The sequence below is a fragment of the Melaminivora jejuensis genome, from assembly GCF_017811175.1.
GTDB lineage: Bacteria > Pseudomonadota > Gammaproteobacteria > Burkholderiales > Burkholderiaceae_C > Melaminivora > Melaminivora jejuensis.
In genome coordinates this window covers 2,073,182-2,092,324 of the sequence record NZ_JACWIJ010000002.1, presented here as the reverse complement: position 1 = coordinate 2,092,324, position 19,143 = coordinate 2,073,182, and the positions used below count along the sequence as shown (strand labels likewise).

Genomic DNA, 19,143 nt, shown 5'->3' with positions numbered 1-19,143 from the left:
TGCCAATGCTTGACTGGCAAGGGTTTAAGCCGTTTTTCATATCAAATTTACTGTCATGGATGCTCCTGCCGACACCCCCTGGACGCCCGACTGGAGCCAGGCCCCCGAGGGCTGGGACTGGCTGGCGCAGGACGCCGATGGCCGCTGGTTCTGGTACCGCACCGAGCCGCAACTGTTCTGGGCCGGCGGGCTGTGGCGTGCCAACTCGCGCAATCAGCAACTGGCCGGGCAGGGCGCGGCGCACGATGGCTGGGCTGATAGCCTGCAAAGACGCCCGGCGCTGACCCGGTGCGCGGCGCAAGGCTCGCAAGGGGCAAGCGCGCAGCCTCGGTGAAGCAGGAACCCGCCGAAGCGACTCCATCCGGCCACAATGGCCGCACGCCCGACCGGGCGCACACCCGATGCAACGCGATGCGAACGCGTTCCCAACCTTCAGGAGAAAACCCATGACACGCCTGGACGTGACCGAAAAAATCATCAGCACCAAAGTGGCCCGAGGCCTGCGCTGGGCCGACGTGGCGCAGCAGCTCGGGCGCTCCAAGGAGTGGACGACGGCGCTGTGCCTGGGCCAGATGACGGCCACCGAGCAGCAGGCGCAGGTGCTGGGCGAGATCTTCGGGCTGACGGATGAGGAGCAGCGCTGGCTGCAGGTCGTGCCCCACAAGGGTTCGCTGTCCACGACCGTGCCCACCGACCCGCTGCTGTACCGCTGGTACGAAGTGGTCAACGTCTATGGCACAACCATCAAGGAGCTGATCCACGAGGAATTCGGTGACGGCATCATGAGCGCCATCGACTTTTCCATGGACATCCAGCGCGAGCCCAACCCCCAGGGCGATCGTGTGCGCGTAGTCCTGTCGGGCAAGTTCCTGCCCTACAAAGATTACTGAAGCGCTCAGAGCGTGTTTACGATCTCCGCGCGCAGGGGCGCGAGTGCGGATCGGGATGGGCTGCCAGGCGCAAACCGCAGCGATAGCCCGTGCTATCGCGAGGATTTGCAACGCCGCAGACCGCCCGAGGCCGCGCTCGCGCACCCGCGCGGGAATCGTAAACACGCTCTAAGGCCGCCAGGGCAGCGCAGCGTGCGCGTTCGTGAAGATTATGTCCACTGCACCTTCTGAGGCCGACGCAGCCACCGCGCCCGTAGCCTCGCCGTTCGAGCAACTCGGCGGCGAGGGCGGGGTGCGCGCGCTGGTCGAGCGTTTTTATGACCTGATGGATCTGGAGCCGGGCTATGCCGAGTTGCGCGCCACGCACGGCAGCACGCTGGACAGTGCGCGCGACAAGCTGTTTTGGTTTTTGTGTGGCTGGCTGGGCGGGCCGGATCACTACCAAAGCCGCTTCGGCCACCCGCGCCTGCGTGCGCGGCACCTGCCGTTTGCCATCGGCATCCTGGAGCGCGACCAGTGGGTCGCCTGCATGGATCAGGCCATGGGCGAAGTCGGCGTGCCGCAGGCGCTGCGCGAGCGGCTGAACGAGAGCTTCATGGGCACGGCGGACTGGATGAGGAACCGCTAACCTGGTGCGCGACAAGCCTCGGCCTTCAGGCCGGGGAAGGACAGCGCGGACGGTGTAGCCGTCCTCAAACAACTGTATATTTAGCCAGCCATGCAACGCCTGCAAGCCTTCAAATACGAACTGCGCCCAGACGGCCAGCCAGAGCGGCAAATGCGCCGCTTCGCTGGCTCCTGCTGCTTCGTGTTCAACAAGGCGCTGGCGTTGCAAAAAGAACGCTACGCGCGTGGCGAGAAGAAGCTCGGCTACGCCGGCCTGTGCAAGCTGCTCACCGAGTGGCGCAACGGTGCGGATACGACATGGCTCTCTGATGCGCCGGTTCACCCGTTGCAGCAGACGCTCAAGGACTTGGAGCGGGCCTACCAGAATTTCTTCGCCAAACGTGCTGCCTTCCCGAAGTTCAAGAAGAAGGGCCAGCGGGACAGCTTTCGCTACCCCGACGCCAAGCAGATCAAGCTCGACCAAGCGAGCAGCCGCATCTTCCTGCCCAAGCTGGGCTGGCTGCGCTATCGGCAAAGCCGCGAGGTGCTGGGCGCGGTGAAAAATATCACTGTGAGCCAGTCGTGCGGCAAGTGGTTCGTGAGCATCCAGACCGAGCGGGAAGTCGAACAACCCATCCCCCAGGCCAGCACCGCCATCGGCATAGACGTAGGGGTGGCCCGCTTCGCCACCTTCAGCGACGGCTCCTATCTGGAGCCGCTGGCGAGCTTTAAGAAGCATGAAGCCCGCTTGCGTAGATACCAGCGGGCCATGAGCCGCAAGACCAAATTCAGCAGTAACTGGAAAAAGGCCAAGGCCCGCGTCCAGCGCATTCACACCCGCATTGGCAACGCCCGGCGCGACTACCTGCACAAAGCCACGACAGCCATCAGCCAAAACCACGCGATGGTGTGCATCGAGGACTTGCAGGTGAGGAGCATGTCCAAGTCAGCCAAGGGCAGCGCCGAGCAGCCAGGCAACAACGTGCGGGCCAAGTCCGGCCTGAACAAAAGCATCCTCGACCAGGGCTGGTACGAGTTCCGGCGGCAGTTGGAATACAAGCTGGCCTGGACTGGGGGAATGCTGATTGCCGTGCCGCCGCACAACACCAGCAGAACCTGCCCCGAGTGCGGCTGCGTGAGCGCGGACAACCGCAGGGCGCAAGCCGTGTTCAGGTGCATCGAATGCGGGCGCGAAGGCAACGCCGATCACATCGGCGCGATCAACATACTGGCGCGGGGACACCGCGTAGCAGCCTGTGGAGAGGACGTCAGCCGTGCAAGGCCCGCAAGGGCCAAGCGTGCAGCCTCGGTGAAGCAGGAACCCACTGAGGCGACTGGTTCAGGCGTTGCGCCTGCAATGAGCGCGGTAGGAATCCCACGCCTTTAGGGGGGAGGATGTCAACCAAGCCGCAGGAGAGGGCGGCTCAGCCAGCATGGGCGGCTTCGCTCAACACCCGTTCCGCCCACTGATTCAGGCTGGTTCCCGCAGCTTGTGACGCGATCAATGCAGCGCGATGCACCTCGGGTGCGACGCGCAGCATCATCTTGCCGCTGGCGGTGGATTGGGGCTCCTTGCCCAGCTTCGCGCAGGAGGCGAGATAGTCATCGACCGCTTCGTGCAAGGCGGCGCGCAAATCGACCACGTTGTCGGCATGAAAGCCGATGATGTCGGGGATGCCCAGGATCCGGCCCACCAAAATGCCGTCGCGGTCGTCGTATTGGATGTGTGCGGTATAGCCCTTGTAGGTCATCTTGCTCATGGCTCGACTCCAATTTGAGAGAGAAACTCGCGGGCCTGCTCCATCTGATACCGCTTGGCTTCCTTGCCGGGGTGCGAGCGATGGCACAGAAAGGCGAATCCGTCCTTGTCGAAACGCACGCGAGAGCCAGCACCCTCTGTCAACTCGCAGCCCACGGCCAGCAGTAGTGCCTCGATGTCCCTGAACACCAGGGTGCCGGGTGCAGGTCTGCAGAAAATGGCTTGCAGTGTCCTGTGATGCTTGCTGTGCATGGTTGAATGCTAGCGTTTTTTGCTATCTATCGCTTCTGCAAGCTCACCGCCCCCCGGCTGCAGCAGCACCACCAGCGCCCCGGCCCCGCCATCCAGGGGCCGGGCCTGCACGAAGGCCAGCACCTCTTTTTTCTGCACCAGCCAGCGCTGCACCCGGCCCTTGAGCACCGGCACGCGCCCCGGCGAGCCCAGGCCCTTGCCATGCACGATGCGCACGCAGCGCAGGCCGGTGCGGTGCGCCAGGCGGATGAACTCGCCCAGCGCCTCGCGCGCCTCGTCGGTGCGCAGGCCGTGCAGGTCGAGCTGGCGCTGGATGCTCCAGGCGCCCGAGCGCAGCTTGCGCGTCACGTCCAGCCCGACGCCCGGGCGACGGTAGCTGAGCTGGTCATCGACATCGAGCAGCGTGCTCACGTCGAACTCGTCGCTGATGGATTCCAGCAGCGCGCGCGCCTCATCGAGCTGGCGTTGCACGGGCACGGGTTCGGGTAGCTCCTGGCGGTGCCAGCGCCGGCCCTCCTGCCCCTTGATGGGTTGCACCGGGCCGATGCTGTGGGCAAACAAATGCCGCTCGATCTGGGCGCGCCGGGCGGCCTCCTGCGCGGCGCGCTCACGTTCGGCCTGCTGGGCGGCGGCCTCGGCCAGGGCGCGGCGCACGGGTTTCAGGTCGGCAAACGAGCGCACAGCAATGCTGGCGCTGCGGGAGTCAAAGGCGGCGGTCATGGCGCGCCGGTTGTACCGCAGGGGGCATTCCCGGCGCTGCCCCGGCGGTACTGGCGCTGGTACTGGGCGGCGATGAACTGGGTGGTCTGCGCGGGATTGAAGTTGTCGTCGCTGACCAGCACCAGCACGCAGCTGCCATCGGCCAGCGGTGCGCCCCAGCTCATGCCCTCCAGGTTGTCCACGCCCAGGCCCAGGGTGGCGAAGTCGGCCACCAGCGTCTTGGGCGCGGGCGTGTGGTTGCCGGGGCTGAGGGCCGGCAGGGCCAGCGTGTCGCTGCCGGTGCGCGTGTCGATGCGGTACAGGCGCGCGGCAAAGCCATTGCCGGCGGCATAGGCGCGCTCCAGCACCAGCAGGTGGTGCGGGCCATCGGCGAGGATGTCGCTCACGCCGTTGAGTTCCGGGCCGAAGGGCAGGCGCCGGGGCCGGGGCGCGGCGTCGGGTTGGTAGGCGATCTGGCGCAGCGCCTGGCCGCTGGCCAGCTCCAGCAGCGTCAGGCGCAGCGGCGCACCCGGCTGGCCGTGGCGCGCGGGTGGGCCGTCCTGCAGCCAGGGCAGCTCCATGGCCAGCCAGGCGCTGCGCCCGTCCGGGGTCAGGGCGATGCCCTCCAGCGTGCCGTTGCGCCGGGGGCCGCTGCGCCGGTCGGCTGTGGGCTGCAAGGCCGCTGGCAGGGCCCAGGTGCGCAGGTGCCCGCCGTCGGAGCGGGCGGCGCGCAATTGCGGGCCGAAGCCGCGCGCGAAGTCGCCCTCGCTGCTCCACAGGAACTGCCGGCCACCGGGCAGCCAGCGCACGCTCTCGGCATCCGGCACATCGACGCCGGGCGTGGGCCGGCGCGCATCGGCAAAGGGCTGGCCGTCGGCGCGGCGCAGCCAGTGGACGCCGGTGATCTCGGGCTGTGCCATGCCGTGAGCGTCGTAGGCCAGGCGCGCGGTATAGATGCGCGCCGGGGCGTGCTGCGAGCGGTCGTCGCTGATGAGCAGGTATTCGCCCGTGGCCGGGTTGCGGTCGATGCCGGAGATGCCGCCGAAGGTGCTGGCGCCCCACTCGGTGCCGGGCGCGATGTGCGCTGTGCCGATGATGCGCAGCGCTGGTGCATTCCCCTCGCCGCCTGCGCCCCATGCCGTGGGCGCTGGCGGTGCGGGTGCGCAACCGGCCAGCGGCAGCAGCAGTGCCGCCCCTGCCAGCAGTGCTGCGCACGAGAGTCCCAGCGCCCGCCGCACCCGTGCCGGCATCGTCAAACCAGCCCTGTTTCCGCCATCGACAGCGCTGCCCCCGGCGCGACGATGAAGTGATCCAGCACGCGCACATCGACCAGCGCCAGTGCGGCCTTGAGGGTTTGCGTCAGCGCCTCGTCGGCGCGGCTGGGCTGCACGCTGCCGCTGGGGTGGTTGTGCGCCAGGATGACGGCGGCCGCGTGGTGGTGCAGGGCGCGCAGCACGACCTCGCGCGGATAGACGCTGGTTTGCGTCAGCGTGCCGCGAAACAGCTCCTCCATGGCCAGCAGGCGGTGCTGGCTGTCCAGGAACAGCACGGCAAAGACCTCGTGGCTGCGCGCCGCCAGGTGCAGCTGCAGATATTCACGCACGGCATGGGGCGAGTCGAACACGGCGCGCTCGGCCAGCTGCTGGGCCAGCGCCCGGCGCGCCAGCTCCAGCACCGCCAGCAGCTCGGCGCGCTTGGCCGGCCCCAGGCCCTTGATGCGCGCCAGGTCGGCGCCGCTGGCGTGCAGTAGGCCGGCGATGCCGCCAAAGCCCCCTTTGTCGGGCGCTGCCAGCAGCTCCTGCGCCAGCTGCAACACGCCCTTGCCGACGATGCCGGTGCGCAGCACGATGGCCAGCAGTTCGGCATCGGCCAGGGCAGCGGGGCCGCGTGCCAGCAGTTTCTCGCGCGGCTGGGCATCGGGCGGCAGATCCTTGAGCGGCATGGGGCTGAAGCTGGGTTTCTACAATGCCGGGCAGTTTATCCAGTGGTTTTCCGACCCTTCGCTGCCATGACCGCATCTGCCACCGCCGCCGCCACACCCCTTGTGCAGGACGGCTCCTTCCTCACGCTGCACTACCGCCTGGCCGGGCCTGCGGGCGATGTCATCAACACCTTCAACGACAAGCCGGCCACGCTGTCGGTGGGCGCGGGCGAGCTGTCGCCGGCACTCGAAGCGCGCCTGATCGGCCTGCCCGAGGGCGCGCGCACGACCATCGAGCTGGCCGCCGGCGAGGCCTTCGGCGAGCGCAACCCTGACATGCAGCAATGGGTGGCGAAAAAGCTGCTGGGCGAGCTGGGCGACCCGCACGAGGAATACCGCCTGGGCGACGTGGTGGAGTTCCCCACGCCCGACGGCCAGGGCCGCTATGCCGGCGTGGTGCTGGAGGTGGGCGCCGACGGGGCGGTGCTGTTCGATTTCAGCCACCCGCTGGCGGGCGTGCCGGTGACGTTCGAGGTCTTCATCATTGGTGTGCTGTAAATGAACGCCCCCAAGGAAATCCTGCTGGCCGAGCCGCGCGGCTTCTGCGCTGGCGTGGACCGCGCCATCGAGATCGTCGAGCGCGCGCTGGCCAAGTTCGGCGCGCCCATCTACGTGCGCCACGAGATCGTCCACAACACCTATGTGGTGAACGACCTCAAGGCCAAGGGCGCCATCTTCATCGAGGATCTGGCCGAGGTGCCGCCCGGCGCGACGCTGGTGTTCTCGGCGCACGGCGTGAGCCGCGCGGTGCAGGACGAGGCCCGCGCGCGCGGCTTTTCCATCTTCGACGCCACCTGCCCGCTGGTCAGCAAGGTACATGTCGAGGTCGCAAAGCTGGCGCGCGAGGGCTACGAGTTCATCATGATCGGCCACCGTGGCCACCCCGAGGTTGAGGGCACCATGGGCCAGCTCGACAGCGGCATCCACCTGGTGGAGGACGTGGCCGACGTGGCCCGCGTGCAGCCCGCGCAGACCGACAAACTCGCCGTGGTCACGCAGACCACGCTTTCCGTGGACGATGCCGCCGAGATCACCGCCGCCGTGCGCGCGCGTTTTCCGAGCATCCGCGAGCCCAAGCAGCAAGACATCTGCTACGCCACGCAAAACCGCCAGGACGCCGTCAAGCTGATGAGCCCGCAGGTCGATCTGGTCATCGTGGTCGGCAGTCCGACCAGCTCCAACAGCAACCGCCTGCGCGAACTGGCCGCGCGCATGGGCCGCGCCGCCCACATGGTGGACAGTGCCGACGAACTGCAGCCCCAGTGGTTCGAGGGCGTGGCCCGCGTCGGCCTGACGGCGGGCGCCTCGGCGCCCGAGGTGCTGGTGCAGGAGGTGATCGAGCGCATCAAGGCGCTGGGCGCCGTGTCCGTGCGCAAGATGGACGGCACTCTGGAGACGGTGAAGTTCCCGCTGCCCAAGGGGCTGAAGCTGGAGGCGCCGCCGGCCGCCTGATGCGCGCCGCCCGCACGCTCACTGCAAATTCAATAGCTGCTCGCGCGCTCTGGAAGGGCGCTGGAGTCGACTTTGGCATCAAGATTGACACGCCAGTGCGCCCCAGGGCGCTGGCTGGGGCGGCAAGCCCTTGCACAATGCAGGCTTTCCTACAATCGCTGCCCCACCACACCACGGGAGCACATCGGCCTCCCCGCTTATGGAAATCGCCATACTTTTCGCCCTCATCGTGCTCAACGGGCTGTTTGCCATGTCCGAGCTGGCACTGGTTTCGGCGCGCCGGGCGCGGCTGCAAAAGCTGATCGATGAGGGCGACAGCGGCGCCATCGCCGCCGCCAAATTGGGGGAAGACCCGACGCGCTTCCTGTCCACCATCCAGATCGGCATCACCTCCATCGGCGTGCTCAACGGCATCGTCGGCGAGTCGGCGCTGGCCAAGCCGTTTGGCGAGTGGCTGACCGGCCTGGGGCTGGAGGCGCAAGCCGCCGGCTACATCGCCACCGGCCTGGTGGTCGTGGTCATCACCTATTTCTCCATCGTCGTAGGCGAGTTGGTGCCCAAGCGCCTGGGCCAGAGCTATCCCGAGACGCTGGCGCGGCTGGTGGCGCGCCCCATCAACTGGCTGGCCGTGGCCACCAAGCCCTTCGTGCTGCTGCTGTCCACCTCCACCCAGGCGCTGCTGCGGCTGCTGGGCGTCAAGGAGGTGGCCTCCACCGTGACCGAGGCCGAGATCCATGCCGTGCTGGCCGAGGGCACCAGCGCCGGCGTCATCGAGTCGCACGAGCATCTGATGGTGCGCAACGTCTTTCGCCTGGACGACCGGCAGATCGGCTCGCTCATGGTGCCGCGCGCCGATGTCGTGGCGCTGGATGTGGCGGCTTCGTTCGAGGACAACCTGGCGCGCATCGAGGAGTCCGAGCACGCGCGCTTTCCGGTGGTGCGCGGCGGCATGGAAAACATCCTGGGCGTGATCAACGCCCGCCAGTGGCTGGCCAGCGTGCTGCGCGACGAGGCCGCGCGCGAGCTGGCCACCGTGCCGCTGCAGACGGCGCTGTACGTGCCCGAGACCATCAACGGCATGGAGCTGCTGGACAACTTCCGCCTGTCCAACGTGCAGATGGCCTTCGTCATCGACGAGTACGGCGAGGTGCAGGGCATCGTCACGCTGCAAGACCTGATCGAGGCCATCACGGGCGAATTCCACTCGCTCGACCCCGAAGATGCCTGGGCCGTGCAGCGCGAGGACGGCAGCTGGCTGCTCGACGGCCATATCCCGGTGCCCGAGCTCAAGGATCGGCTGCAGTTGGACAGCGTGCCCGACGAGGAGCGCGGGCGCTACCACACGCTCAGCGGCATGGTCATGCTGCTGACTGGCAAGCTGCCCAATGTGACCGACACGGTGCAATGGGAGAACTGGCAGTTCGAGGTCGTGGACATGGATGGCAAGACCATCGACAAGGTGCTGGCCACGCGCCTGTCGCCCGTGCTGGTGAGCACCGACCCGGCTGCCGAAATCTGAGAGAGATCCGGAAATTTCAGGTCAAAAACGCCGGAAACCCTTGCTAGAAAAGCGCTGACAGCTATATAAAAAGGAGCAAGCCGGCCTCGCCGATCAGCTCCACAGATCCAGCGGTGGCTCGCCGGCCACGGCGCGCAGGATGTCGGTGCGCGAGATAAAGCCCTGCAATCGGCCAGCCTCGTCGGTCACCGGCAGGCCGGGCAGGCCGGTGGCGATCAGGGCTTCGGCCACGCGGCGCAGCTCGGCTTCCTCGGTCACTGCCGGCACCGGGCTGATCATGGCCTGGGCCACCTGCCGCTGGGCCAGCGCGGCAGCATCGCGTGCTGCCTCGGCCTGGGGCAGCAGCTCCGGGGGGCGATGTCGGCGCGCAGCAGCAGGCCGATGACCAGGCCGTGCTCGTTGACCACTGGCGCCTGCCCCACCTGGTGCTGGGCCAGGATGCGCCAGGCCTCGTCGATGTGCATCCCGGGGGTGACGCTGATGGCCCCCCGGGTCATCACATCGCGCACATGGCTCAGGGGCTGGCGTGGCTGCGCCGGCCCCAGCTCGGTCTGCACGTAGGCAGACACGGCCTCCAGCACCCGCAGCGGCATGGGGGCGGACTGGGCCGCGTCGGCATGGGCCGGAGTCTGGGGCTGGGGCTTGAATTCGGGCGCGGGCCGGTCGGCTTCGATGTCGGCAGCGCCCGTGCGCAGCGCCTGCGGGCGCTGCACGCCGCGCACCGGCGTCACCTGGGACAGCAGCTGCGAGCCGCCGCGATACATCTGCCCCGATGGGCCGAAGACGAAGAACATGGCCTGCCTCCTGCTTGTGTTGTGCCAGCGATGCGCGCATGGTATCGGCGCCGGGGCGGCCCCTAGAATCGCCGCCTATGCTCGATATCCTCCTTCTTCGCAAAGACCTGCCCGCCGCCATCGCCCGGCTGGAAACCCGCAAAAACCCGCAGCCCTTCCTGGACGTTGCCGCCTTCCAGGCGCTGGAGGCCGAGCGCAAGGCCATCCAGACGCGCACCGAGGAGCTGCAGGCGCAGCGCAACCAGCGCTCCAGGGAAATCGGCGCGCTGATGGGCCAGGGCGAGCGCGCTGCCGCCGAGGCGGCCCGCGCCGAAGTCAATGCCCTCAAGGGCGAGCTGGACGCCTCGGCCACGCGGCTGGAGCAGCTCCAGGCCGAGCTGGCCGCCATGCTGGCCGCCTTGCCCAATCTGCCGCACGAGAGCGTGCCGCTGGGGGCTGACGAGTCGGCCAACGTCGAGGTGCGCCGCTGGGGCCAGCCGCGCGCGTTCGATTTTGCGGTGCGCGACCACGTCGATCTGGGCGCGCCGCTGGGGCTGGACTTCGAGCTGGGCGCCAGGCTGGCGGGCGCGCGCTTCACGGTCATGCGCGGGCCGATCGCGCGCCTGCACCGGGCGCTGGCGGCCTTCATGCTGGATGTGCAGACGCTGGAGCACGGCTACACCGAGTGCTACGTGCCCTATGCCGTCAACGGCGAGTCGCTGCGCGGCACCGGCCAGTTGCCCAAGTTCGAGGGCGACCTGTTCGCCGCGAAAAAGGGCGGCCAGGAGGGCGAGCCCGAGCCGGATCACACGCAGCTGTACCTGATCCCGACCAGCGAGGTGCCGCTCACCAACTTCGTGCGCGGCGAGGTGCTGGCCGAAGGGCAGCTGCCGCTGCGTTTCACGGCGCACACGCCGTGCTTTCGCTCCGAGGCCGGCAGCCACGGGCGCGACACGCGCGGCATGATCCGCCAGCACCAGTTCGACAAGGTGGAGATGGTGCAGATCGTGCATCCCGAGCGCAGCTACGAGGCGCTGGAGGAGATGACCGGCCACGCCGAGGCCATCTTGCAGCGGCTGGGCCTGCCGTACCGCGTGATGCTGCTGTCCAGCGGCGACATGGGCTTTGGCGCCGCCAAGACCTACGACCTGGAAGTGTGGCTGCCGGCGCAGGGGACATTTCGCGAGATCAGCTCGGTCAGCAACTGCGAGGCCTTCCAGGCGCGGCGGATGCAGGCGCGCTTCAAGAACGCGCAGGGCAGGAACGAGCTGGTGCATACCTTGAACGGCTCGGGCCTGGCCGTGGGCCGCACGCTGGTGGCGGTGCTGGAGAACTACCAGAATGCCGACGGCAGCATCACCGTCCCCGAGGCGCTGCGCCCCTACCTGGGCGGCGTCGGGGTGCTGGGCGGCGATGTGCGTGGTGATGTGCGCGGCGATGGCGCGAAAAGCATGGGCAGGCCAGCCTGATATCGCCCGATTGCCTGGCGTGCAGCGCGGTTAAGGTGGCAGTGTTTTGTCATCCAACCCACAAAGGAAACCTGCCATGTTCAGCTATGTCGTGCTCGGAGTGAACGACCTGGAAAAAGCCCGCACCTTCTACGACGCCTTCTTCGGCGTGCTGGGCCTGCCCGTGGGCATCCAGCAGGGCGAGCGCTGCTTCTACGTGGCCGACACCGGCACCTTCGCGCTCACCCGGGACGACCAGGAGCGCCCGCGCGTGGGCACGACCGGCTTCGGCACGCTGTCGCCCGAGGACGTGGACGCCGCCTATGCCGCAGCGTTGGCTGCCGGTGGCCGCTCCTGCGACGACGCCCCGGCCTGGCACGACGGCGGCCCCGATGGCCGCATCTATCTTGGCTCGCTGCTCGACCCCAGCGGCAACAAGATCTGCGTGCTGCACCAGCCGGCGCAGGGGGCATAAGGGGAAGGTTGTGCGTTGAGCGTCCGGCGCCCGGCGCGGGCCTGCCGCACGACGCACAGCCCGGCCCCGAGGTCAGCCCTTAAAATTGCCGGCCCCGAGACCCGAGGGCGCAGGCAGCGCCCGACCTTGCAGGTTGACCTCCCCATGAATGTTCCGATTGCGCTGGCGGCCACACACGAGGCTGCCCGCAGCGCCGAGCCGGTGCGGCTGCGCGAGATTCCGTACAACTACACCTCGTTTTCCGACCGCGAGATCGTCATCCGGCTGCTGGGCGCCAGTGCCTGGGGCGTGCTCGACCAGCTGCGCCGCGAGCGCCGCACGGGCCGCTCGGCGCGCATGTTGTACGAGGTGCTGGGCGACATCTGGGCGGTGCAGCGCAACCCCTATCTGCAGGACGACCTGCTGCACAACCCCGAGCGCAGAAAGCTGCTGGTCGATGCCCTGCGCCACCGCATGGCCGAGATCGAAAAGCGCCGCCTGCCGCACGAGGATGCCGAGCGCGACCGGCGCGTGGGCCAGCTCATCGACGCCGCGCAGGACGCCATCAGCCAGTTCGATGCCACGCTGGCCGAGGCCGAGCGCCTGCGCCGCGAAGTGCAAAAACGCCTGGCGCCGTTCACGGCGCGCGACAACATCAAGTTCGACGGCCTGTCGCGCGTGTCGCACGTGACGGACGCGACCGACTGGCGCGTCGAATACCCCTTCGTCGTGCTCACGCCGGACACGGAGAGGGAAATGGCCGCGCTGGTGCGCGAGTGCATCGCGCTGGAGCTGACCATCATCCCGCGCGGCGGCGGCACGGGCTATACCGGCGGGGCCATTCCGCTGACCTGGCGCAGCGCCGTCATCAACACCGAAAAGCTCGAAGCCCTGAGCGCCGTGGAAATGCGCCGCCTGCCCGGCGTGGCGCACGAGGTGCCGACCATCTGGAGCGAGGCCGGCGTGGTCACCCAGCGCGTGGCCGATGCCGCCGAGGCGGCGGGTTTTGTTTTTGCCGTCGATCCGACCAGCGCCGAGGCCTCCTGCGTGGGCGGCAACGTCGCCATGAATGCCGGTGGCAAGAAGGCGGTGCTGTGGGGCACGGCGCTCGATAACCTGGCCAGCTGGCGCATGGTCACGCCCGATGGCCTGTGGCTGGAGGTCACGCGCCTGGGGCACAACCTGGGCAAGATCCACGACGCGCCCATGGCCAGCTTCGAGCTGCAGTACTTCCAGGCCGACGGCAAGACGCCGATCCGCACCGAGCGCCTGGACATCCCCGGCAGCACGTTCCGCAAGGAGGGCCTGGGCAAGGACGTGACGGACAAGTTCCTGTCCGGCCTGCCGGGCGTGCAAAAGGAAGGCACGGACGGCCTGATCACCAGCGCGCGCTGGATCGTGCACCGGATGCCCGAGCACACGCGCACCGTCTGCCTGGAGTTCTTCGGCAGTGCCAAGGGCGCCGTGCCCAGCATCGTCGAGATCAAGGACTTCATGTTCGCCGAGGCGCAGCGCTCAGGCGTGCTGCTGGCCGGCCTGGAGCACCTGGACGACCGGTATCTCAAGGCCGTGGGCTACGCCACCAAGAGCAAGAAGGGCGCCGGCCGCCTGCCCAAGATGGTGCTGATCGGCGACATCGTGGGTGACGATCAGGACGCCGTGGCGCGCGCCGCCGCCGAGGTGGTGCGCATCGCCAATTCGCGCTCGGGCGAGGGCTTCACCGCGGTCAGCCCCGAGGCGCGCAAGAAGTTCTGGCTGGATCGCAAGCGCACGGCGGCGATCTCGCGGCACACCAACGCTTTCAAGATCAACGAGGACGTGGTCATCCCGCTGCCGCGCATGTGGGAGTACACGGACGGCATCGAGCGCATCAACATCGAGCTGAGCCTGCGCAACAAGCTGCAGCTGTGCGAGCAGCTGCAGCAGTTCTTCGCCGCCGGCAATCTGCCCTTTGCCCGCCAGGACGACGCTGCGGCGATCCCCACCGAAGTGCTGCTGGGCGACCGCGTGGCGCAGGCGCAGGCACTGATCGAAGAGGTGCGCCAGACCTGGCAGGAATGGCTGGACAACGTGGCCGTGCTGTTTGAGCAGCTGCAGGATCACACCCTGCGCGCCAGCTGGCGTACGCAGATCAAGAAGCCGCTCGAAGCCATCTTCGCCGGCGCGCCGTATCAGCCCATTTTGGAGGCCGTGCAGGCCATCCACCAGCGCGTGCTCAAGGGCCGGGTGTGGGTGGCGCTGCACATGCACGCCGGCGACGGCAACGTGCATACCAACATCCCCGTCAACAGCGACGACTACGAGATGCTGCAGACCGCGCATGAGGCGGTGGCGCGCATCATGGCGCTGGCGCGCTCGCTGGGCGGCGTGATCTCGGGCGAGCACGGCATCGGCATCACCAAGCTGGAGTTCCTGACCGACGAGGAGCTGGCGCCGTTTGCCGAGTACAAGCGCCGCGTCGATCCGCACGGGCATTTCAACTGGGGCAAGTTGCTGCGAAATCAGGAGCTTCCAGCGCTTGGTGGCAAAGGGTTTGAGGCCGATTTGACCAAAAAAACCGGCACTGGCAAGGTGGCGGCGACGCGCCAGTCGCTGCGCTACGCCGACCTGACCAACGCCTATACGCCCAGCTTTGGCCTGATGGGGCACGAGTCGCTGATCCTGCAGCAAAGCGACCTGGGCGCCATCGTCGCCAGCGTCAAGGACTGCCTGCGCTGCGGCAAGTGCAAGCCGGTGTGCTCCACGCACGTGCCGCGCGCCAATTTGCTGTACAGCCCGCGCAACAAGATTTTGGCCACGTCGCTGCTGGCCGAGGCCTTCTTGTACGAGGAGCAGACGCGCCGGGGCGTGTCCAGCCACCACTGGCAGGAGTTCGAGGACGTGGCCGACCACTGCACGGTCTGCCACCGCTGCTACAACCCTTGCCCGGTCAAGATCGACTTCGGCGACGTGACCATGAACATGCGCAACCTGCTGCGCAAGATGGACAAGAAAAGCTGGCGCGTGGGCAACAAAATGGCCATGGCCATGCTCAATGCCACCGACCCGCGCACCATCAACACGCTGCGTGCCGGCATGGTCGGCGTGGGCTTCAAGGCGCAGCGCCTGGCCGTCGATGCGCTGCGCAGCGTGGCGCGCAGGCAGACGGCGCAGCCGCCCGCCACTGTGGGGCCGGCGCCGATCCGCGAGCAGGTCATCCACTTCGTCAACAAGAAGCTGCCCGGCGGCCTGCCCACCAAGACGGCGCGCGCGCTGCTGGACATCCAGGACAAGGACTACGTGCCCATCATCCGCAACCCGCAGACGGCGGCGGACAGCGAGGCGGTGTTCTATTTCCCCGGCTGTGGCTCGGAGCGGCTGTTTTCGCAGGTCGGCCTGGCCACGCAGGCCATGCTGTGGCATGCCGGCGTGCAGACGGTGCTGCCGCCGGGCTACCTGTGCTGCGGCTACCCGCAGCGCGGCAGCGGCCAGTTCGACAAGGCGGAAAAAATGATCACCGACAACCGGGTGCTGTTCCACCGGGTGGCCACGACGCTGAACTACCTGGACATCAAGACCGTGGTCGTGTCCTGCGGCACCTGCCACGACCAGCTGCAGGGCTACCAGTTCGACAAGATCTTCCCGGGCAGCCGGATGATCGACATCCATGAATTCCTGCTGGAAAAGGGCATCACCTTGCCGGGCGGGCAGGGCGGCTACCTGTACCACGAGCCCTGCCACAACCCGATGAAGCAGGGCGACTCGATGCAGACCGTGCGCGCGCTGGTGGGCGAGCAGGTGCTCAAGAGCGAGCGCTGCTGCGGCGAGTCCGGCACCCTGGGCGTGACGCGCCCCGACATCGCCACCCAGGTGCGCTTTCGCAAGGAAGAGGAGATTCGCAAGGGCGAGGCGCAACTGCGCGCCAGCGGCGCCGTACCCCAGCAGGGCAACATCAAGATCCTGACCAGCTGCCCGAGCTGCCTGCAGGGCATCTCGCGCTATCAGGACGACCTCAGTAACGGCCTGCTGGAGGCCGATTACATCGTGGTCGAGATGGCGCGCCATATCCTGGGCGAGAACTGGCTGCCTGAGTTCGTGCAGCGTGCCAACGCCGGCGGCATCGAGCGGGTGCTGGTGTGAACGCGGCCCCCACGCTCGGCGCTGGCTCGGTGGCGCCCACGCTCGGCACTGATGCGTCCTGGAGTTCAACGTGCCCGCTGTGCGCCAGCGATGGCGGCACGCTCATCTGGCGCGGTGCGCGGCTGCGCGTCATTCACGCCGACGAGCCGGGTTTCCCGGTGTTCTACCGCGTGGTCTGGAACGCGCACGTGGCGGAATTTTCAGACTTGGCCGAGGACGCGCGCGCGCACTGCCTGGCCGCCGTGGCCTTGGTCGAGCAAACGCTGCGCGAGCGGCTGCAGCCGGCCAAGATCAACTTGGCCAGCTTGGGCAACGTGGTGGCGCACCTGCACTGGCACGTCATCGCGCGCCACGACTGGGACAGCCACTGGCCCGCGCCCATCTGGGCCGCAGCGCAGCGCGCGCGCGCACCCGAGCGCGAGGCGGCGTTGAGCGCGCAACTGCCGGCGCTGCACGCGGCGCTGCGCGAGCGGCTGATGCACTGGGCCGCCAGCGCAGGGTGAGGGCGGCGCAAAACCACTGGCGCGCCTTGTGTGGTTTTCAAAAACCATAGCTGCTAGCGCTTGATGGGAAAGGCTTTTGGCCTGATTTGATTATTTTTTTGGCTGCAGCAGTTGCTCCAGCGCCCCGGCCAGTTGGGGCTGGCGCCAGACAAAACCCAACTCCTGCGCCCGGCGCGGCGCCAGCCGCTGGCCGCCCAGCAGCAGCACCGACATCTCGCCCAGCGCCAGGCGCAGCGCCCAGGCCGGCGCCGGCAGCAGCGCCGGGCGGTGCAGCGCACGCGCCAGCGTTTGCGTGAACTCGGCATTGCGCACCGCCCCGGGCGCGCAGGCGTTGAGCGGGCCGCTGCATTCGGCGTGCTGCAGCGCGTGCTCGATCAGCGCCACCTCGTCGTCGAGGTGAACCCACGGCATCCACTGCCGGCCACTGCCCAGGCGCCCGCCCAGGCCCAGGCGAAACGGCGGCAGCAGCCGCGCCAGCAGGCCGCCGCTGGGCGCCAGCACCGGCGCCGTGCGCAGCAGCACCACGCGCGTGCCGCTGTCGCGCGCGCGCTCGGCCTCGCGCTCCCAGGCGGCGCACAGCCGCGCGCCGAAGTCTTGGCCGGCGGGCGCGCTGCCCTCATCGAGCGGCTGCTCGCCGCCGTCGCCATACCAGCCCACCGCCGAGCCCGAAACCAGCACGCGCGGCGCCGTTGCCTGCTGCGCCAGCCAGTCCACCAAAGTGCGTGTCAGATCGACGCGGCTTTGCCACAGCAGCGCGCGGCGCGCCTCGCTCCAGGGGCGGTCGGCAATCGGCGCGCCGGCCAGGTTGACCACGGCGTCCAGCCGCGCATCGGCGCCCAGCTCCTGCAAGTGCGCCACACCGGTGGCGCCGCTGCACAGGGATGCAACGCGCTGCGGCGTGCGGCTCCAGACCCAGATCTGGTGGCCCTGGCGCTGCCAGTGGCGACACAGGGCTTGGCCAATCAGGCCGGTGCCGCCGGTGATGAGAACACGCATGACGGGACTCCTTGAGGGCGTAAAGCGGGGGCGTCAACAGGGTCGTGAACGCAGTGGCAAAAGGGGGCGGCTCACCAGGGCAGGCATTGGCCATCGTAGGCAAAAAAACCGCCGCTGCCCTCAGGCGTCAGGCCATCGAGCACCGCCAGCAGCTCGCCCGCTGTTGTGTCGGGTGCTCGGTCGATGCGTGCGCGCCAGCTCGATGGCAGCCGTCTTGACGGCCATGTTCAGCACCGCCTTGCAGGCACGGTAGCTGAGCCAGCCGCCCAGGCGGTTGTCGCCGATGCTGCCGACCTTGGCCGACAGCCTGCCAATCAGGCTGCGTCATGGGAGCATCATGGCACCGCGCTGCCCGGCCACGGGCACAGGGGCTGTGCCCCACAGGCGCTGGTAGGTGCCATCCGGGTCGTACAGCGCGCTCTGGCGCAATGGATCAAAGCGCCGCCCGCCTCGCGGGTCAGTGCCGCGCCCGGCGATGTACAGCCAGTTGCCCTGGTTGCTATATACGTCGTAGTCGAGCAACTGGCGCTCGAACCAGGCCGCGCCGGCGCGCCAGTCGCAGCGCAAGTCGTGGATCAGGTAGCTGGCCACCACTTGGCGCAGGCGGTTGCTCAGGTAGCCGGTGGCGGCCAGCTCGCGCATGGCGGCGTCCACCAGCGGCTGGCCAGTGCGCCCGGCGCACCAGGCGGCAAACGCTGCTGCGTCGTGCGGTGTGGCGCGCGCCGGCCCCAAGCCGCGCGCCCGGTACAGCGCGCCGCCGTGGCGCAGGTGCAGGAAGCGAAAGTAGTCGCGCCACAGCAGCTCGAACCACAGCCCGTAGCTGCCCTCATGGGCGCCGTGCTCGGCTTCAAACTGGCGCAGCCGCGCCAGCGCCAGGCGCGGCGACAGCGCGCCGGTGGCCAGCCAGGGCGACCATTTGCTCGAATAGTCCAGACCCAGCAGATCGTTGCGCGTGCGCTGGTAGCGGTGCGGCAGGCCGCGTGCCAGGTATTGCGCCAGATGCGCCAGGGCACCAGCCTCGCCGGCAGCGCCGGGGTGCAGCGCGGCGTCGGCGTAGGGGAAGGCGCTGCGTGCGTCGGCAGGCACCGGCGCGCCAGCAAAATCGGCCAACAGGGCCGCTTGATCGCAAGGCGACTGCCCCGGCACGCGCTTGGGCCAGGGCGGCAGGTGCCCGGGCACGGGCAGGGGCAGGGGCGCAGGCGGCTGCACGGCGGCGCGCTCCACAGCCTGACGAAAGGCCGTGAATACCGGCGGCAGTTGCGCGACCGGCCAGGGCAGGCTGTGCGGATCGAGCAAGCTGCTGTGCCAGATGGTATGCACCTGCAGGCCGGCCACGCGCAGGGCAGCGACTTCGGTTTCTTCCTCGGGTGCGGCAATGGCTTCGCAGACCACACGGCGCGCGCCCGCAGCGCGCGCCAGGGCGGGCAGCGCCCGCACGGCAGGTTGCTGCAAGATCAATAGCTGCTGGCCCTTGTCCTGCAATGCCTTTGACAGGTTTTGGATGGTACAGGCGAGCCAGGCGCGGCGGTGCAGGCCGAGCCGGGTGAAGCCCCAGGGGCTGCACGCCTGGACATCGGGCAGGCACACCACGGGCAGCACGTGGCGCGTGCCCGGGGCGCACGCCGCGTACAGCGCCCGCTGCTCGTGCAGGCGCAGATCGGCGCGCAGCCACAGCACAGTGGTGCCGCTCAT

18 protein-coding genes and 2 pseudogenes are annotated in these 19,143 nt (G+C 68.5%); 11 read left to right on the top strand and 9 right to left on the bottom strand.

What is annotated here, in order from left to right:
- Window positions 1-55: 55 nt before the first annotated feature.
- The 4 genes from IDM45_RS09935 to IDM45_RS09920 all read left to right on the top strand — a co-directional run bounded on the left by IDM45_RS09935 (window position 56) and on the right by IDM45_RS09920 (window position 2,883).
- Window positions 56-334, top strand: a complete 279-nt coding sequence (locus IDM45_RS09935) for a hypothetical protein (RefSeq protein WP_209422700.1) — start codon at window positions 56-58, stop codon at window positions 332-334.
- Between the two features lie 112 nt (window positions 335-446).
- On the top strand, window positions 447-890 hold the full coding sequence (cynS, locus tag IDM45_RS09930) for a cyanase (protein ID WP_209422699.1): 444 nt from the start codon (window positions 447-449) through the stop codon (window positions 888-890).
- 211 nt (window positions 891-1,101) lie between these two features.
- The gene (locus tag IDM45_RS09925; RefSeq protein WP_209422698.1) at window positions 1,102-1,518 is read left to right on the top strand and encodes a group II truncated hemoglobin; all 417 of its coding nucleotides are present in this window, start codon (window positions 1,102-1,104) and stop codon (window positions 1,516-1,518) included.
- A gap of 90 nt (window positions 1,519-1,608) precedes the next feature.
- Window positions 1,609-2,883, top strand: coding sequence for an RNA-guided endonuclease InsQ/TnpB family protein (locus IDM45_RS09920; protein WP_209422697.1), 1,275 nt, complete (start codon window positions 1,609-1,611; stop codon window positions 2,881-2,883).
- Between the two features lie 37 nt (window positions 2,884-2,920).
- On the opposite strand, the gene IDM45_RS09915 is transcribed toward IDM45_RS09920, so the two are convergent.
- From IDM45_RS09915 to radC, 5 genes are read right to left on the bottom strand one after another with little or no spacing between them, the layout of a single operon-like run.
- The gene (locus IDM45_RS09915; RefSeq protein WP_209422696.1) at window positions 2,921-3,256 is read right to left on the bottom strand and encodes a type II toxin-antitoxin system HicB family antitoxin; all 336 of its coding nucleotides are present in this window, start codon (window positions 3,254-3,256) and stop codon (window positions 2,921-2,923) included.
- A complete protein-coding gene (locus tag IDM45_RS09910) occupies window positions 3,253-3,507 on the bottom strand; it encodes a type II toxin-antitoxin system HicA family toxin (RefSeq protein ID WP_209422695.1) in 255 nt (84 codons plus the stop codon). The genes IDM45_RS09915 and IDM45_RS09910 overlap by 4 nt, the downstream gene beginning before the upstream one ends.
- Window positions 3,508-3,516: 9 nt before the next feature.
- Window positions 3,517-4,227 (bottom strand): Smr/MutS family protein, encoded by a 711-nt coding sequence (locus tag IDM45_RS09905; protein ID WP_209422694.1) that lies wholly within the window; start codon window positions 4,225-4,227, stop codon window positions 3,517-3,519.
- Complete coding sequence (locus IDM45_RS09900; RefSeq protein WP_411828417.1) at window positions 4,224-5,462, bottom strand: esterase-like activity of phytase family protein; 1,239 nt, start codon at window positions 5,460-5,462, stop codon at window positions 4,224-4,226. The genes IDM45_RS09905 and IDM45_RS09900 overlap by 4 nt, the downstream gene beginning before the upstream one ends.
- Window positions 5,459-6,148: a RadC family protein gene (gene radC / locus IDM45_RS09895; RefSeq protein WP_209422693.1), complete on the bottom strand. Its 690-nt coding sequence runs from the start codon at window positions 6,146-6,148 to the stop codon at window positions 5,459-5,461. Before radC ends, IDM45_RS09900 begins: the two co-directional genes overlap by 4 nt.
- Window positions 6,149-6,214: 66 nt before the next feature.
- On the opposite strand from radC, the gene IDM45_RS09890 reads away from it, so the two are divergent.
- From IDM45_RS09890 to IDM45_RS09880, 3 genes are all read left to right on the top strand, one after another.
- The gene (locus IDM45_RS09890) at window positions 6,215-6,685 is read left to right on the top strand and encodes an FKBP-type peptidyl-prolyl cis-trans isomerase (RefSeq protein ID WP_209422692.1); all 471 of its coding nucleotides are present in this window, start codon (window positions 6,215-6,217) and stop codon (window positions 6,683-6,685) included.
- Window positions 6,686-7,639, top strand: coding sequence for a 4-hydroxy-3-methylbut-2-enyl diphosphate reductase (gene ispH, locus IDM45_RS09885; RefSeq protein ID WP_209422691.1), 954 nt, complete (start codon window positions 6,686-6,688; stop codon window positions 7,637-7,639).
- A 199-nt stretch (window positions 7,640-7,838) separates the two neighbouring features.
- The gene (locus tag IDM45_RS09880; RefSeq protein ID WP_209422690.1) at window positions 7,839-9,158 is read left to right on the top strand and encodes a hemolysin family protein; all 1,320 of its coding nucleotides are present in this window, start codon (window positions 7,839-7,841) and stop codon (window positions 9,156-9,158) included.
- A 93-nt stretch (window positions 9,159-9,251) separates the two neighbouring features.
- Here the strand turns inward: IDM45_RS09880 and IDM45_RS09875 are convergent.
- Window positions 9,252-9,952, bottom strand: a pseudogene (locus IDM45_RS09875) (CBS domain-containing protein).
- A 77-nt stretch (window positions 9,953-10,029) separates the two neighbouring features.
- Between IDM45_RS09875 and serS the strand changes: the two are divergent.
- The 4 genes from serS (at window position 10,030) to IDM45_RS09855 (ending at window position 16,455) form a co-directional block, all read left to right on the top strand.
- Window positions 10,030-11,400 (top strand): serine--tRNA ligase, encoded by a 1,371-nt coding sequence (gene serS, locus IDM45_RS09870; protein WP_209422689.1) that lies wholly within the window; start codon window positions 10,030-10,032, stop codon window positions 11,398-11,400.
- A gap of 76 nt (window positions 11,401-11,476) precedes the next feature.
- Window positions 11,477-11,854: a VOC family protein gene (locus IDM45_RS09865; RefSeq protein ID WP_209422688.1), complete on the top strand. Its 378-nt coding sequence runs from the start codon at window positions 11,477-11,479 to the stop codon at window positions 11,852-11,854.
- A 144-nt stretch (window positions 11,855-11,998) separates the two neighbouring features.
- On the top strand, window positions 11,999-15,952 hold the full coding sequence (locus tag IDM45_RS09860) for a DUF3683 domain-containing protein (RefSeq protein ID WP_209422687.1): 3,954 nt from the start codon (window positions 11,999-12,001) through the stop codon (window positions 15,950-15,952).
- 29 nt (window positions 15,953-15,981) lie between these two features.
- Window positions 15,982-16,455 carry an HIT family protein gene (locus IDM45_RS09855; RefSeq protein WP_209424071.1) on the top strand — a complete coding sequence of 158 codons (474 nt, stop codon included), beginning with the start codon at window positions 15,982-15,984 and terminating at the stop codon, window positions 16,453-16,455.
- Window positions 16,456-16,545: 90 nt separating this feature from the next.
- On the opposite strand, the gene IDM45_RS09850 is transcribed toward IDM45_RS09855, so the two are convergent.
- The 3 genes and pseudogenes from IDM45_RS09850 to IDM45_RS09845 all read right to left on the bottom strand — a co-directional run bounded on the left by IDM45_RS09850 (window position 16,546) and on the right by IDM45_RS09845 (window position 19,143).
- The gene (locus tag IDM45_RS09850) at window positions 16,546-17,451 is read right to left on the bottom strand and encodes a TIGR01777 family oxidoreductase (RefSeq protein WP_209422686.1); all 906 of its coding nucleotides are present in this window, start codon (window positions 17,449-17,451) and stop codon (window positions 16,546-16,548) included.
- A 71-nt stretch (window positions 17,452-17,522) separates the two neighbouring features.
- A pseudogene (locus IDM45_RS17625) lies at window positions 17,523-17,775 on the bottom strand (hypothetical protein); the annotation flags it as partial.
- The gene (locus IDM45_RS09845) at window positions 17,776-19,143 is read right to left on the bottom strand and encodes a DASH family cryptochrome (RefSeq protein ID WP_209422685.1); all 1,368 of its coding nucleotides are present in this window, start codon (window positions 19,141-19,143) and stop codon (window positions 17,776-17,778) included.